We start from the raw sequence: 12,708 nt of genomic DNA, 5'->3' as shown, positions 1-12,708 counted from the left end.
TTGTAAAAGATTTCAGCAAAAGCAAAAAGACCGGTGCTTGGGCGATTTGCGCCTGCACCGATCTCTCTCGTACCGCTACTTATGTTAGTTTGCCGCTGCTTTGCCCAGAATGCTTCGCGCGATCCAGACGCCGGCCGCTCCCGCTTGCGCCAGGCCGCGGGTGATGCCCGCTCCGTCGCCGCCGCAGTACAAGCCGGCAATCTCCGTCTCGAACTCTTCGGTCAGCTTTGGGCGCGCCGAGTAAAATTTGGCCTCCACCCCGTAGAACAAGGTGTGCTCCGAGGCGATGCCCGGCGTGACTTTATCCAATGCTTCCATCATTTCAATCAGGCTTTTCATCGTGTTGTATGGCAGAACCAGTCCCAAATCGCCCGGCACAGCCTCTTTCAGCGTCGGCTCCAGGAAGCCTTCCCGAATCCGCCCCTCGGTCGAGCGTCTGCCACGAATGATATCGCCGTACTTCTGCACGATCACGCCGCCGCTCGACAAATCGTTCGCCCGCTTGCAAATCTCGCGCGCATACTCATTCGGCTTGTCGAACGGCTCGGTGAACTTGTGCGATACAAGCAGCGCGAAGTTGGTGTTGTTCGAGCCGAGCGCCGGGTCTTTGTACGAATGGCCGTTGGCCGCCATAATGCCGCTGTGGTTCTCTACCACGACGTGGCCGGACGGGTTGCTGCAAAACGTCCGCACGCGCGTCCCGACAGAGGTGTTGAAAATAAATTTGCCTTCATACAGATGCTCGTTGATCTCTTGCATCACCACGTCGGATGTTTCCACGCGGACGCCGACGTCGACCTGGTTGTTGTACATTTTCAAGCGGCGCTTCTTCAAAATGTCGGTCAGCCATGCGGAACCGTCACGGCCCGGCACGATCGCCACATAATCGCTATGATATTCCTCCCCGTTTTTCAGGACGACGCCTTTGACGACATGGCGACCGTCTTCCTTCACGGTGATCAAGTCTTCCACTTCCGTCTTGAACATCATGTCAATTCTGTTTTTCAAATATTCAAATATCGATTTCAAAATCTCCAAATTTTGCTCGGTGCCCAAGTGTCTGACCTGTGCCCGCAACAGCTTGAGCCCCGCCGCGAAACCGCGCTGCTCGATGCTCTTGATCGTGTCGGTCGTCGGATCGGTGATGGATGTCGTAGCCCCGTGCTGCAAATTGATGCTGTCCACATACTGAATCAGCTCCAGCACTTTTGAAGGCGACAAGTAATCGGTCATCCAGCCGCCGAACTCCGTCGTAATATTGAATTTTCCGTCGCTGTACGCGCCCGCCCCGCCAAATCCGCTCGTGATGGAACAGGCCGGCAAACAGCCTGCGAAATCTTTTTTGCCTGCCGGCGGCGGGCAAAGCTTGATCTTCTCCTCCAAAATCGGACAGCGGCGCGCATAGATGTCATGCCCTTTATCGATCAGCAATACTTTCAGTTCAGGTGAACGCAAAGTCAATTCATAGCTCAAAAAGATGCCTGCTGGTCCTGCTCCTACTACAATCACATCGTATTGGTTGCTCATTCTTTTTCCTCCCGATGACAAAAGTAACTAGTTGTTGAAAAATAAGGTAACGAACACAACAAAAAAACTCCTACCTACGGAATGATATACGTCAGGCATATCATTCGTAGTTAGGAATTTACGGTTCCTTGTAGAGACCCTCAGACCATATCTTGAGGATATACGAATCAGACAATGCTATTAACTTTTTCGACAATCGTATTCTATAGCATCCGATTATCGTCTGTCAACATCACATTTGCCATTTCATTCGTGTTTATCGTTTTCGGTATTGTGTTTCTTTGCTAATAGCTGCCATCAAATAAATAAAAACCGAATGTTTCACGCACAAAATGCGATCCGCACACGGTTTTATTTTTCAGTATCCTGCCAGAATTTTCATCGTTTTCAAGGCGGGCCGCTGTCCGCGAGTTTGCTGTCATCAAACATTTTGCTTCCCTGCACACTTGTTGACAACAGGATGTCCGCCATGAAATTCCCGAACAAAACATTCCCCATGGTGACAGTCGTTCGTTTTATTGGACGGTTACGTCATTCACCATCAGGTAGCCGATCGGGTTGAGCCAGAAGCCTTGGACATTTTTGCCCGCTGCCGCGATATGGTCGATGGTGCGGATCGGGATGACCGGCGCTTCTTTCAGCTCGATCTCCTGCAGCTTGGCGTAGATCGCATTGCGTTTTTCCGGATCTTGCTCTTTGCGTCCTTCCACGATCAGCTTGTCCACTTCCGGATTGTTGTAGAAGGCGATGTTGCCCGCGCTGCCTTTGGAGCTGGAATGGAACACGTTGTACTGGTTGTAGTCCGCATCCCCCGTCGCATTGCCCCATCCGCCGATGAACATCGCATGCTGGCCTTTGTCTGTCATATCGAGGTAAGCGCCGTACTCCATCACTTTGATTTCCAGATCGATGCCGATTCCTTTCAGCTGGGACTGAATGACCTCTGCCACATTGATGCGCTCTTTGCGGTCATCGGTCACGATGGAGGTTTTGAAGCCGTTCGGATAGCCCGCTTCCGCCAGCAGCTCCTTGGCTTTGTTCACATCGTAATTGTAGTCTTCCAGCTTGGTGTTGAAGCCGGCCATTTTTGGCGAAAGCGCTGTGACCGCGCGATTGCCCACGTTGTTGTAGACTCCTTTGATGATGGCGTCTTTTTCGATCGCATGCGCGACTGCCTGACGAACGCGCTCATCGTCGAACGGCTTCTGCTGCGTATTGAAACCGATGTACTCGACACCCAGTCCCTCTGCGCGAACCAGGTTCATCGATTGCGAGGTTTGCACCCGCTCCAGCTCGGTTACCGGCAATTGGTCGGCGACATGCACCTCGCCCGCTTCCACCATCGCGATGCGTGTCGTATCTTCCGGAACGACCTTGTAATCGATCTTGTCGACTTTTGGCTTTTGGCCCCAGTAGCTGTCGTTTTTGACCAAAATCATCTCTTGCCCCGGCGTCCACGATTCAAATTTGAACGGGCCGGTTCCGATCGGATTTTTGGACAAGGTGTCGGCATGCTCTGCGATCGCTTTCGGGCTCAGCATGCTGCCCTCGTTGCTCGCCAAAATCGACAGGAGCGGCGTATACGGCGAGGAGAGGATGAATTGCACGGTATGCTCGTCCACCGCTTTCACTTCCTTCACCATGGAAAAAACGCTCGCGCGCGGCGATTTCACCTTCGGATCGAGGATGCGCTCAATCGTCTTTTTCACTGCCTCCGCGTTAAACGGCGCGCCGTCGTGGAATGTCACGCCCTCGCGCAGCCTGAACTCCCATGTCAGGTCATCCACCTGCTTCCACTCGGTGGCAAGCGATGGCTGATATTGCATGTCTTTATCGGTTTTGACCAAGCCTTCATACACCTTGCCAAAAATGTAGTTGGCCGAAGGAATATTGGAGATGAACTGCGGATCGAGATTGTTCGCATCGGCTTTGCGCGCAACGATCAGCGTCCCGCCGGCTTTCGGCGCTTCTGCCGCTGACCCTGATGTCGCCGACTGCTCCGGCTGCGATCCGCAGCCAGCGAGAACGCCTGTGCAGACGAGGGACAGCGCGAGAAGCGATCCGAGCACATGTTGTTTCTTCATCATTACGTAACCCCCTGTTTCATTTTCCTGTCGAGCCATGCCGATTGTTGGCGGCACGCTTCTTAGTAAGGATTATAGAAAATATTCAGTAAAGTGAGTTACATGATCTTTACATTATTTTATACTATCTTTACTATTTTTATTTTTGTTGAAAACGCAAAATCCCCCCGAAACGTGCCGAGGGGATTTTTGTGACGACTGCGATTCTTACACCTGAAACCTGGAAACCATCTCCTGCAGCTCCTCAGCCATCGTAGACAAAGCAAATGCCGACGAGGAGATTTCCTCCATCGCTGCCAGCTGCTGCTGACTTGCGGCTGAAATGCCATCCGCACCGGTGGCGGTTTCCACTGCCAGCTCCCGGATAACCCGGGATGCGCCGAGAAGCTGGTCTGTACTTGCCGACATTTGCTGGGAAGCTGCCGACACTTCCTGGATTTGGCCGGTGACTTCCTGCACGGAGCGCTTGATTTTGCCAAATGACTCCTCTGCTTCGGCCACTACTTTCATGCCGGTCTCGACTTCTTGCGAGCCTGCCGCGATCGATTGGATCGCCTGCGCCGTTTCGCTCTGAATGGTCGCGATCAGCCCCGTAATTTTGGCTGCAGAACGGGACGATTGCTCCGCCAGCTTGCGCACCTCATCTGCGACGACCGCGAAGCCGCGTCCTTGCTCACCTGCCCGCGCCGCTTCAATCGCCGCATTGAGCGCGAGCAGATTGGTCTGCGACGCAATCCCGGTAATATCTTCGACGATTTGCCCGATCTCCTGCGAGCAATTGCCCAGCCCCTGAATCACGCTGGACACATTCGCGATCGTTTCGTGGATTTTCCCCATCTGCCGGACGGCGGTTTCCAGCGATGTGCTGCCGGTTTCGGCCAGATCGGAAGAGTTCGATGCCGCCTGGGAAACATGCACGGCGCTTGTCGAAATTTGCTGAACCCCGATGGAGAAATGCCCGATGGACTCCTCGCTCTGGCGCACGCTTTGCACCTGTGTCTCCGCGCTCGCCGCTACCTGCTGAATCGAGGCCGATATGTGCTCCGATGCCTCGGCTGTCTGCTGTGAGCTGGCCGTCAGCTCTTCTGAGGAAGCAGCCAACTGGTCCACGGTTTGGCGCACGCCGGTAATCAGCGCCGCAAGCGAGTCGACCATTTGATTGAACCGGGCCGCCAGATGCCCCAGCTCATCGTCTGCATCAATGGCAACGCGTTCACGCAAGTCGCCCTGGCTGATTTTGAAGGTCGCCTCCATCAAGCGGCGCAGCGGTTTGGTAATCGACCGCACGATCAGCACGATGACCGCCGCTCCCAAAATGATGGCGATTGCGATGACCACTGACGAAGACTTGAAAATCGGCGCGACCGCCTGCTCCAGCTCGGATGCCGGCAGAACGCCCGCCAGCTTCCAGCCCGTCAGCTTGTTGGTGGCAAAAATCGTCTGCGTCGCTCTACCGCCCTCCTGATTGCTGAACGTGCCGCTCTCCTGGGCAAAAACCGGGGCAAACTGGCTGCCTTTGGCCTCGGTTCCGCTTTCCAGAGTCGGGTGGACAAGCACCTTTCCCGTTTGATCCAAAATATAAGCGTACCCTTCGCTGCCGATCTTGAAATTTTTGGCCAGCTCGCTCAGTTTTTCCAGGCTCAGGTCAAATCCGACTACGCCCGCTCCATCCTGGGTCGTCATCACAACAGAGACGACGATTTTCCCAGTGCCAAGATCTTGGTACGGTTCAGTAATGTATGGCTCTCCTTTTTTCTCCATTGCCTGCTTGTACCAGCCGCGCTTTCGTGGGTCATAATCGGCTGGCAACTCGCTTGGCGTGATAAACATCTTTCCGGTCTCGGTGCCCAAATAGGCGTTTAAGATTTCCGGCTGTGTGCGGATGTATTGCTCCAGCCGCAATTTGGCTTCTTCCCTGTCTTGCGGCTGATCGCCCTTGGCTTTCAAGGTTTGGGCGAAATACTGGATCTGATGAACTTTCGGGCTCACCAGCATATCGATGGTGTTGTTTAAAAAGTACACCGTATCCTTCCCGCCTGCTACCATCTGGTCCTCAACTTTTGTTTTCGCGTTTTGGTAGGACAGAATGCCGATCAACAGACTGGGAACCAGCAGTAAAATGGCGAATGATGTGATGAGTCTCGTCTTTAATGATCCCTTCAGTCTAATACGCATAAAGCCTCTCTCCCATTTCCACGGTACCGTGGGTAAAATACATTGATCATCGTCCTCTTGGCGTGCTCATTTCAGTCGGACAATGTTCGTTATTCCGACATGTACCCGAATGAACAAAAGTTGAAACGCTCCAATGTGCCGGAAAGGAATAAAAACACAGGGAAAAAAAGCGAGGCCTGCCGTTGGGAAAGGCAGACCTCGCTAGGACGTCACACATTTTTTTATTGCAATGTCACATCATTGATCTCCAGATAGCCGGATGGGCTGATCCACGCACCCTTGACGTTTTTGGCGATCGCCGCCAGGTTTTCGGAGCTGCGGTACGGGATGTACGGCACTTCCTGGGATTCGATCTCCTGTGCTTTTTCATAGATTTGCTTGCGTTTTTCCGGATCTTTTTCTTTGCGGCCGTCTTCAATCAGCTTGTCGACTTCCTTGTTGTTGTAGAAGGCATGATTGCCTGGCAAGCCTGCAGAGCTGCTGTGGAACAGGTTGTACTGGTTGTAGTCGGCGTCGCCTGTCGCATTGCCCCATCCGCTGATGAACATGTCGGTGTTGCCTTTGGATGCAGCGTCGATGTACGCGCCGAATTCCATCACATTGACTTGCAGATCGATGCCGATGCCTTTGAGCTGAGACTGTAGCACTTCAGCGACGTTGATCCGCGCCTTGTTGTCATTTAACGAAACAGTTGCTTTGAAGCCGTTCGGATAGCCTGCTTCAGCGAGCAGCTGCTTCGCTTTGTTGAGATCATAATCGAACCCTTTCACATTCGGGCTGTAACCGATGACCTTTGGCCCCAGCGTCGAGTTGGCCACTTTCCCGACATTGTTGTAAACCCCTTTGATGATCGCTTCCTTGTCGATTGCATGTGCGATCGCCTGACGGACACGGACATCGTCAAACGGCTTTTTCTTCGTGTTGAAGCCGATATGGTCGTCGGCGAACGATTCAAAGCGGCCCAGCGTGACTGTGTCCGACGATTGCACGCGCTCGATTTCGGTCACAGGCAACTGCTCGGCGATTTGCGCTTCGCCCGCCTCGACCATTGCGACGCGGGTCGCATCTTCCGGAACGGTTTTGAAGACGACCTTGTCCAGCTTCGGCTTGGTGCCCCAATATTTTTCGTTTTTCACCAAAACGATCTCCTGGCCTGGAGTCCACGATTCAAAGGTGAACGGACCGGTGCCAACCGGGTGCTTCGTCAAGTCTTTGCCATATTTGTCGATTGCGGCCGGGCTGATCATGACCCCTTCCGCACTGGCCAGAATGGAGAGCAATCCGGCAAACGGGTAGCTCAGCACGATTTGCACCGTGCTGTCATCCACGGCTTTCACTTCTTTGATCATTCCGAACATGTTCGCTTTTGGAGTCGGATTGTTTTTATCCAAAATGCGTTCGAGCGTTTTCTTCACTGCTGCCGCGTTGAACGGCGTGCCGTCCTGGAATTCCACGCCTTGGCGCAACTTGAATTCCCATGTCAAATCGTCGAGCTGCTTCCATTCGGTCGCAAGCAGAGGCTTGTACTCGCTGTTGGCATCCAGAAGGACCAAGCCCTCGTATACCTTGTGCTGAATCGTGGCCATCGAGTTGATCTGCGTGCTGAAATGCGGGTCCAGGTTATTGGCATCGCTGAGTCGCGCGATCACCAGCGTGCCCCCTTCTTTTGGTGCTGCGGCGGTCGGCTCTGTTTTACCGCCTGCTGCCTCTTGGCTCTGCGGTGATGATGCGCATCCTGTCAATGCAACTGACAAGGCAAGCACGGCGCCAACGATCTGTTTCTTCATGTAAGTACCCCCTCTTGCAGAAAAAAGATATGAATTGCTGTGCAAAAACGAGCGCGTCCCGTTTTTTGCTTATTTTGATAGTAAGAAATTTTCTGTAATTTTGATTGCACTATCTTTACTTCTATTTGCAGATTTTTTACCATTTTTCATTTTTTCAGGCAAAAGATTTTGATTGGCTTCTTGACAACTCATCAGGCGCCCCTCATACTATCGATAATTTTGCCATCAGCGAAAATGAATAAACCAATCGGTTAATTGAAAGGGGTGATGAGATGCAGGACTTAGCTCTCTGGCTGCAAAAACATGTGACGCTCTCCTATTTGCCCGTCTACGAATTTTTCCTCAGTCTGCATGTGGCGGGCAATCCGACTCATCATACGACCCGGCTGAAATGGGCGGAAGCGTTGACCGAGCAGCTGCCGACAACGCTTGCTGAAGAGCTTTTGGCATTCCATACCCTCTCCCACGGCTTTCTCCATGTCCTTGATTTTTTTGAGCCATGGCGGGAGTCGGCTTATCCAAGCGTGGAAGCCGGGCTGGAACGGGTCGAGTCGCTTACTCCCGTAGAATTCATCGAGGCGATGCTCGGCCCTGCCTTTCACCCCAAGCAGCTGCAGAGCTGGATGGAGGGGCGTACGTCCGATGGTTGGGAGCAGCTTGCCCCGGAGGAACGCGACTTGATTCGTCGGCCGCTCGCTGCCAAGCGCGCGTTTTTGGAGTTTTGCTACGCCTATCTTCCCTACTACGCGGTCGAACAACGGCGGATCGAACCTTGGATCATCCAGTCGGTACACGAGTCGCAGGAGCGATTGCAAAAAGAGCCGCTCGCGTTTATGGACAGAATCCACCCGCGTTTGCAGCTGCACGACGATTTTTTGCAATTTCACAAGGCGCACACGTATCAGTTCCGCTATACCGATTTGCAGCAGATCGTGGTCCACCCGTCCACCTTCGTCTCCCCCCATTTGCTGCTCGGCATCTATGGGGAACGGATCAGCGTCGGCTTGGCGCTCCATATCCCCGGCTCGACGGAGAAACCTGGCATCCCGGCTGATTTCATCTTGAAAATGAAAGTGTTCAGCGATTTGACGCGCGTGACTATCTTAAAAAACCTGCTGCTCCATTCCTACTGCACCCAGCAGTTGGCCGACATGCACGGCATCAGCGAGCCTGCGGTCGTCAAGCATATCAAAATCTTGCTTGAGGCCGGTTACATCTGGGGGGAACGCAAAGGGCGTTACGTTTTTTACCGGGGAATCCCCGACAAAATCGAGCGGCTGGCTGTCGATATTCATGAATTCATCGATTTGCCGGACCCCGAACTTTCGTAAAAGGAGGAAATCGAAGTGTTACTGATCGCCCGGGCGACTTTTACCCGCAATATGCTCGTCATGCTTCGCGCCTATCCGCTCTCGTTTGTCATCGGCCACATTTTGGCGGGCATCTATACGGTGCTCTTTGCCTACTTCACGTACACCTATGTGTTCGGCGGGAGCTTGGACAGCCGATTTGCCCAGTTTGCCGGTACCTCGGATTATTTGACCTATGTGATTCTCGGCGGAATTTTCCAACCGTTTGCCGTCTCGACGCTGATGAATGTGAGCCGCTCGCTGATTACCGAGCTGCGGGAAGGGACGCTGGAATCGCTCTTGCTCACGCCATCGTCGCGCAAAGGGTATTTTATCGGCAATGTGCTGCAGCAAATGACGCGGACGCTGTTTGAATTTGGCGTGATTTTGCTGTTCGGTCTTCCGTTCGGACTGACTTTGGCGCACACCAACATCACAGGAGCAATCGTGATCTGGCTTTGCGCGACGGCCGCCTTCTTCTGTCAGGCATTGGTGCTGGGGAGCCTGATGCTGCGGTTCCGCGATACGTACATCACCCAAAACACGCTGTTTGTCATCATGACATTTGTCTCCGGCGTTACTTTTCCCATCGCCTTCTTGCCGGAATGGCTGCAGCCGCTCAGCATGATCATGCCGCTTACCCCGGCCCTGGACGCCTTCCGCCAGATGGTGATCGGAGGGCATGGCCTGGCGGATGTCACACCGCAGCTGATCCACATGGGATTTTTGTCGCTTGCCTATCTGACCATCGGCTGGGGAACGATGCGTCGTATGGAAAAACGCGTGCTGGAAACTATTTTTGGCTAAAGGAGAGTGCCTAAGATGCTGATTGTCGACCATGTATCGAAAACGTATCGAGTAAAGAAGCGGAAAAACTGGCTGCGAAACGAATGGATGGAGCATACCGCCGTATCCGACCTGTCCTTCCAACTGGAACCGGGCAAAATTGTCGGGCTGCTCGGCATCAATGGCGCCGGCAAAACCACGACGATCAAAATGTGCACGACGCTCCTGGAACCGACCAGCGGCTCGATCACGATCAACGGGCTGGATGCCGTCAAAGACGACCGCCAAGTCAAGCGGCTCGTCAACATGATCGCAGGCGGCGAACGCATGCTGTATTGGCGGTTGACCGCACGGGAGAATCTGGCGTACTTTGGCAGCCTCTACGGCCTTTCGGGGATACGCTTGAAAAATCGCATCGATGATCTGCTCGCGCAGGTCGGGCTCGCCGACGCTGCGGATAAACCGGTGGAGCAGTATTCCAAAGGCATGAAGCAGCGCCTGCAAATCGCCCGCGGGCTGATCAACGACCCCGCCTATCTGTTCCTCGACGAGCCGACACTCGGCCTCGATGCGCCGATTGCGCGCCATCTCCGCCAACATGTCAAAGAGCTTGCGACCCAGCACGGAAAAGCCATTTTGCTGACCAGCCACTACATGCACGAAATCGAAGAGCTGTGCGATGAAGTGCTGATCATCGACAAAGGCAAGCTGATCGCCCGGGATACGCCGGAACGACTCACCAAATCGCTGTTCAAGGAAGTGACGCTCCGCGTGACCGTGCCGATGCTGCCACCGCTTTTGGCAGACGAACTGGAACGGGTGATCAGTCAGTACAAGGGAAGCTGCCAACTGCATGCCGGAGCGGATGGCGGCACCGAGATCATCGTGCGCGCGGATACCGACCTGACGCCAGTCGTTCTCTCCAGCCTGGCCACCCATCGCTCCCCTGTGCTGCGGTTGACTACACAGCAGGCTTCCTTGGAGGACGTCATCCTCCATCTGGCGGAGGTGCGGAGTGCATGAGAGAATGGCTTGCGCTCGTCTGGGCGGAAATCAAAAAGGAGCACCGCAACTCGTTTCACAGCAATCTGATCTACTTCAGCCTGCTCTTGTGGCCGATCGTCATGTTCGTTACCTCGTACTATTCGTTTTTTCCGTTCGCACGTGGGGCTGATTCGCCGCTGGCTCGCTTCGTCGATCCCGACCAGCTGGTGCTGTACTTGCTGACCGGCTATCTCGGCTATATTTTTTTCTGGTGCCTGGTGCAGTCCGCGTGGCGGATGAGTTTTGAGCGGCAGGCTGGCACGATGGAAATGATCTTCATCGCGCCGGTGAACCGGTTGGCCTTTGTTTTCGGCCGCACGATCTCCTCGCTGGCAGAGGGGGTCTGGCTGTTCCTCTCGTTCGTGCTGATTGCGATCGTGCTGGTGGGCGGCCTTCACATCAGCGGCTGGTGGAGCATTCCGCTCGCCTTTCTGATCCTGGTCGTCTCCGCCGTCGTTTGGGGCGGATTGCTGACCGTGCTGTTCCTGTTTTCACGCGATTCCAGCTTTTTGTACACGATCCTGGATGAACCGATGCTGATTTTTGCCGGGGTGCGCATCCCGCCGCTCGCTTTTCCGTTTTGGGCAAAGCTGATTTCGCTTTGCTTTCCACTGACCTATGCGCTCGCGATCATCCGCAAGCTGCTGCTGGACGGTGCGGGGATGCAGGACATACTGCCGGATTTGACTGTGCTCGCCGGGGTGCTGCTGGGGCTTGTCGGGGTGACCGCCGGTATGCTGCGGCTGGCGGAGCGGAGGATGAAGCGGACGGGGAGTATGGTGTTGTATTGAAAAAAGGCGAGACGGCGGCTGCCCCTTTTGGGACACCGTACGTCTCACCTTTTATCTCCAGATGCACGATCCTCTGTCGCTTCCACCACCAGATTAGGTTCAATTTGCAAAATGACTATTGCGCCCTTTACCATTCAATTCGTCAATGTAACCTTGGATCATTTTCAACTGTCCATTCGTATACCCCATCGCCAATCTATAATCTTTTGTAGATAGGCCTGGTTTATTCAACCTGAATTTCTCAAGACGAATCATTTCTTTAATATCAAATTGTGTTTTATCTGCCATAAATTCTGATATATATTCACTAAAACTAACCTTTGTAATTTGCTCTTCCTTTCCTTCCCACCTATAAAGATTAACCTTTTTCTGAATTCTGCTGATATTATCGTCCTGAATAAGAAAGCGGTAGATCAAATCACTTTTTACTTTAAGAGTGACATCTGCCTCTTTATAGCCCACGTTTTTATAGTGTTTTTCCATTAAAAAGACGGCCATCCCCATAAAAACATCGATGATCTGTAACGGAATGGAATCATGTGATGTTTTCGAGGTTACAGAGTGGACCTTATACCCTTTGTTCCGATATGCGGAGTGTGCATTCATTTGCTTCTCCAACTTATTGTATACATCCAGGCTATCGTATTCTTCATTCTCATCTACAACAATTTTGATTTTTTCACCATTACTTAAATTTCGTGTCATCCCGTAAAAGAGTCGTTCAGGGATTTTTACGTAAAATAGCTCACGTAGTTCCGGAATTGTCACAGGCATTTGACTCCCAATATGTATGGCATCCTCATTATTAACAACGAAAATGTTCATGTGTATATCGTGTTTAACAACGCTGTTCATTGATTTAAAATACTTCCCGAAATGCCGATCACTTGTATACTCTGCAAAATGCATTTCGCTGTGTGTACTCATCTGATTGTTTATCTGCTCAATTTGCTGAATAATGTTACCCATGGTATCTTCGTCGGTCCCCAGTGCTCCATAATAAGAATATCCGCCATTCGGTTGATCCAGCTTATTCGATTCATCAAAATAAATTGCATAACCCATTCTCGTTCCCCCGTTTTACCTGTTTATCTATATCAAGTGCACCTAATTACACTTGACGGTTGACTTTTGCGTATATTATACTTGATTTCAAGAAAAAATA

General features: G+C 52.6%; 10 protein-coding genes and 1 riboswitch. Of the genes, 4 read left to right on the top strand and 6 right to left on the bottom strand.

The window, feature by feature from the left end; all coding sequences use genetic code 11:
* Window positions 1-84: 84 nt before the first annotated feature.
* The 5 genes from ACTID9_RS02395 to ACTID9_RS02375 all read right to left on the bottom strand — a co-directional run bounded on the left by ACTID9_RS02395 (window position 85) and on the right by ACTID9_RS02375 (window position 7,765).
* Window positions 85-1,527 carry an NAD(P)/FAD-dependent oxidoreductase gene (locus ACTID9_RS02395; protein ID WP_441069670.1) on the bottom strand — a complete coding sequence of 481 codons (1,443 nt, stop codon included), beginning with the start codon at window positions 1,525-1,527 and terminating at the stop codon, window positions 85-87.
* 87 nt (window positions 1,528-1,614) lie between these two features.
* Window positions 1,615-1,713: riboswitch (purine riboswitch) on the bottom strand.
* Window positions 1,714-2,042: 329 nt separating this feature from the next.
* Entirely contained in the window at window positions 2,043-3,611 is a 1,569-nt protein-coding gene (locus ACTID9_RS02390; protein WP_441072366.1) for a glutathione ABC transporter substrate-binding protein, read from the bottom strand.
* A gap of 207 nt (window positions 3,612-3,818) precedes the next feature.
* A complete protein-coding gene (locus ACTID9_RS02385) occupies window positions 3,819-5,786 on the bottom strand; it encodes a methyl-accepting chemotaxis protein (protein WP_441069669.1) in 1,968 nt (655 codons plus the stop codon).
* Between the two features lie 221 nt (window positions 5,787-6,007).
* Entirely contained in the window at window positions 6,008-7,573 is a 1,566-nt protein-coding gene (locus tag ACTID9_RS02380) for an ABC transporter substrate-binding protein (protein WP_441069668.1), read from the bottom strand.
* Window positions 7,574-7,642: 69 nt separating this feature from the next.
* A complete protein-coding gene (locus ACTID9_RS02375) occupies window positions 7,643-7,765 on the bottom strand; it encodes a hypothetical protein (protein WP_441069667.1) in 123 nt (40 codons plus the stop codon).
* A gap of 80 nt (window positions 7,766-7,845) precedes the next feature.
* Between ACTID9_RS02375 and ACTID9_RS02370 the strand changes: the two genes are divergently transcribed.
* Genes ACTID9_RS02370 through ACTID9_RS02355 form a run of 4 tightly spaced genes read left to right on the top strand, consistent with a single transcriptional unit; the run spans window position 7,846 to window position 11,543 of the window.
* Window positions 7,846-8,904, top strand: coding sequence for an ArsR/SmtB family transcription factor (locus ACTID9_RS02370; RefSeq protein ID WP_441069666.1), 1,059 nt, complete (start codon window positions 7,846-7,848; stop codon window positions 8,902-8,904).
* A gap of 51 nt (window positions 8,905-8,955) precedes the next feature.
* A complete protein-coding gene (locus ACTID9_RS02365; protein ID WP_441072364.1) occupies window positions 8,956-9,729 on the top strand; it encodes an ABC transporter permease in 774 nt (257 codons plus the stop codon).
* 15 nt (window positions 9,730-9,744) lie between these two features.
* Window positions 9,745-10,731, top strand: a complete 987-nt coding sequence (locus ACTID9_RS02360) for an ABC transporter ATP-binding protein (protein ID WP_441069665.1) — start codon at window positions 9,745-9,747, stop codon at window positions 10,729-10,731.
* Entirely contained in the window at window positions 10,728-11,543 is an 816-nt protein-coding gene (locus ACTID9_RS02355) for an ABC transporter permease (protein ID WP_441069664.1), read from the top strand. Before ACTID9_RS02360 ends, ACTID9_RS02355 begins: the two co-directional genes overlap by 4 nt.
* Before the next feature lie 99 nt (window positions 11,544-11,642).
* Here the strand turns inward: ACTID9_RS02355 and ACTID9_RS02350 are convergent, their stop codons facing one another.
* Window positions 11,643-12,608 carry a DUF3800 domain-containing protein gene (locus tag ACTID9_RS02350; protein ID WP_441069663.1) on the bottom strand — a complete coding sequence of 322 codons (966 nt, stop codon included), beginning with the start codon at window positions 12,606-12,608 and terminating at the stop codon, window positions 11,643-11,645.
* Window positions 12,609-12,708: the final 100 nt, after the last annotated feature.

The sequence above is a fragment of the Brevibacillus fluminis genome (genome assembly GCF_052072235.1).
GTDB classification, from domain to species: Bacteria; Bacillota; Bacilli; order Brevibacillales; family Brevibacillaceae; genus Brevibacillus_D; species Brevibacillus_D fluminis_A.
The sequence above is the reverse complement of the archived record's forward strand: the minus strand, read 5'-3'. Positions and strand labels throughout refer to the sequence as shown.

Coding starts and splice junctions, on each gene's coding strand:
- ACTID9_RS02385 (WP_441069669.1), bottom strand. CDS start 5,786: ATGCGTATTAGACTGAAGGGATCATTAAAGACGAGACTCATCACATCA.
- ACTID9_RS02355 (WP_441069664.1), top strand. CDS start 10,728: ATGAGAGAATGGCTTGCGCTCGTCTGGGCGGAAATCAAAAAGGAGCAC.
- ACTID9_RS02360 (WP_441069665.1), top strand. CDS start 9,745: ATGCTGATTGTCGACCATGTATCGAAAACGTATCGAGTAAAGAAGCGG.
- ACTID9_RS02370 (WP_441069666.1), top strand. CDS start 7,846: ATGCAGGACTTAGCTCTCTGGCTGCAAAAACATGTGACGCTCTCCTAT.
- ACTID9_RS02380 (WP_441069668.1), bottom strand. CDS start 7,573: ATGAAGAAACAGATCGTTGGCGCCGTGCTTGCCTTGTCAGTTGCATTG.
- ACTID9_RS02350 (WP_441069663.1), bottom strand. CDS start 12,608: ATGGGTTATGCAATTTATTTTGATGAATCGAATAAGCTGGATCAACCG.
- ACTID9_RS02390 (WP_441072366.1), bottom strand. CDS start 3,611: ATGAAGAAACAACATGTGCTCGGATCGCTTCTCGCGCTGTCCCTCGTC.
- ACTID9_RS02375 (WP_441069667.1), bottom strand. CDS start 7,765: ATGAGTTGTCAAGAAGCCAATCAAAATCTTTTGCCTGAAAAAATGAAA.
- ACTID9_RS02395 (WP_441069670.1), bottom strand. CDS start 1,527: ATGAGCAACCAATACGATGTGATTGTAGTAGGAGCAGGACCAGCAGGC.
- ACTID9_RS02365 (WP_441072364.1), top strand. CDS start 8,956: ATGCTCGTCATGCTTCGCGCCTATCCGCTCTCGTTTGTCATCGGCCAC.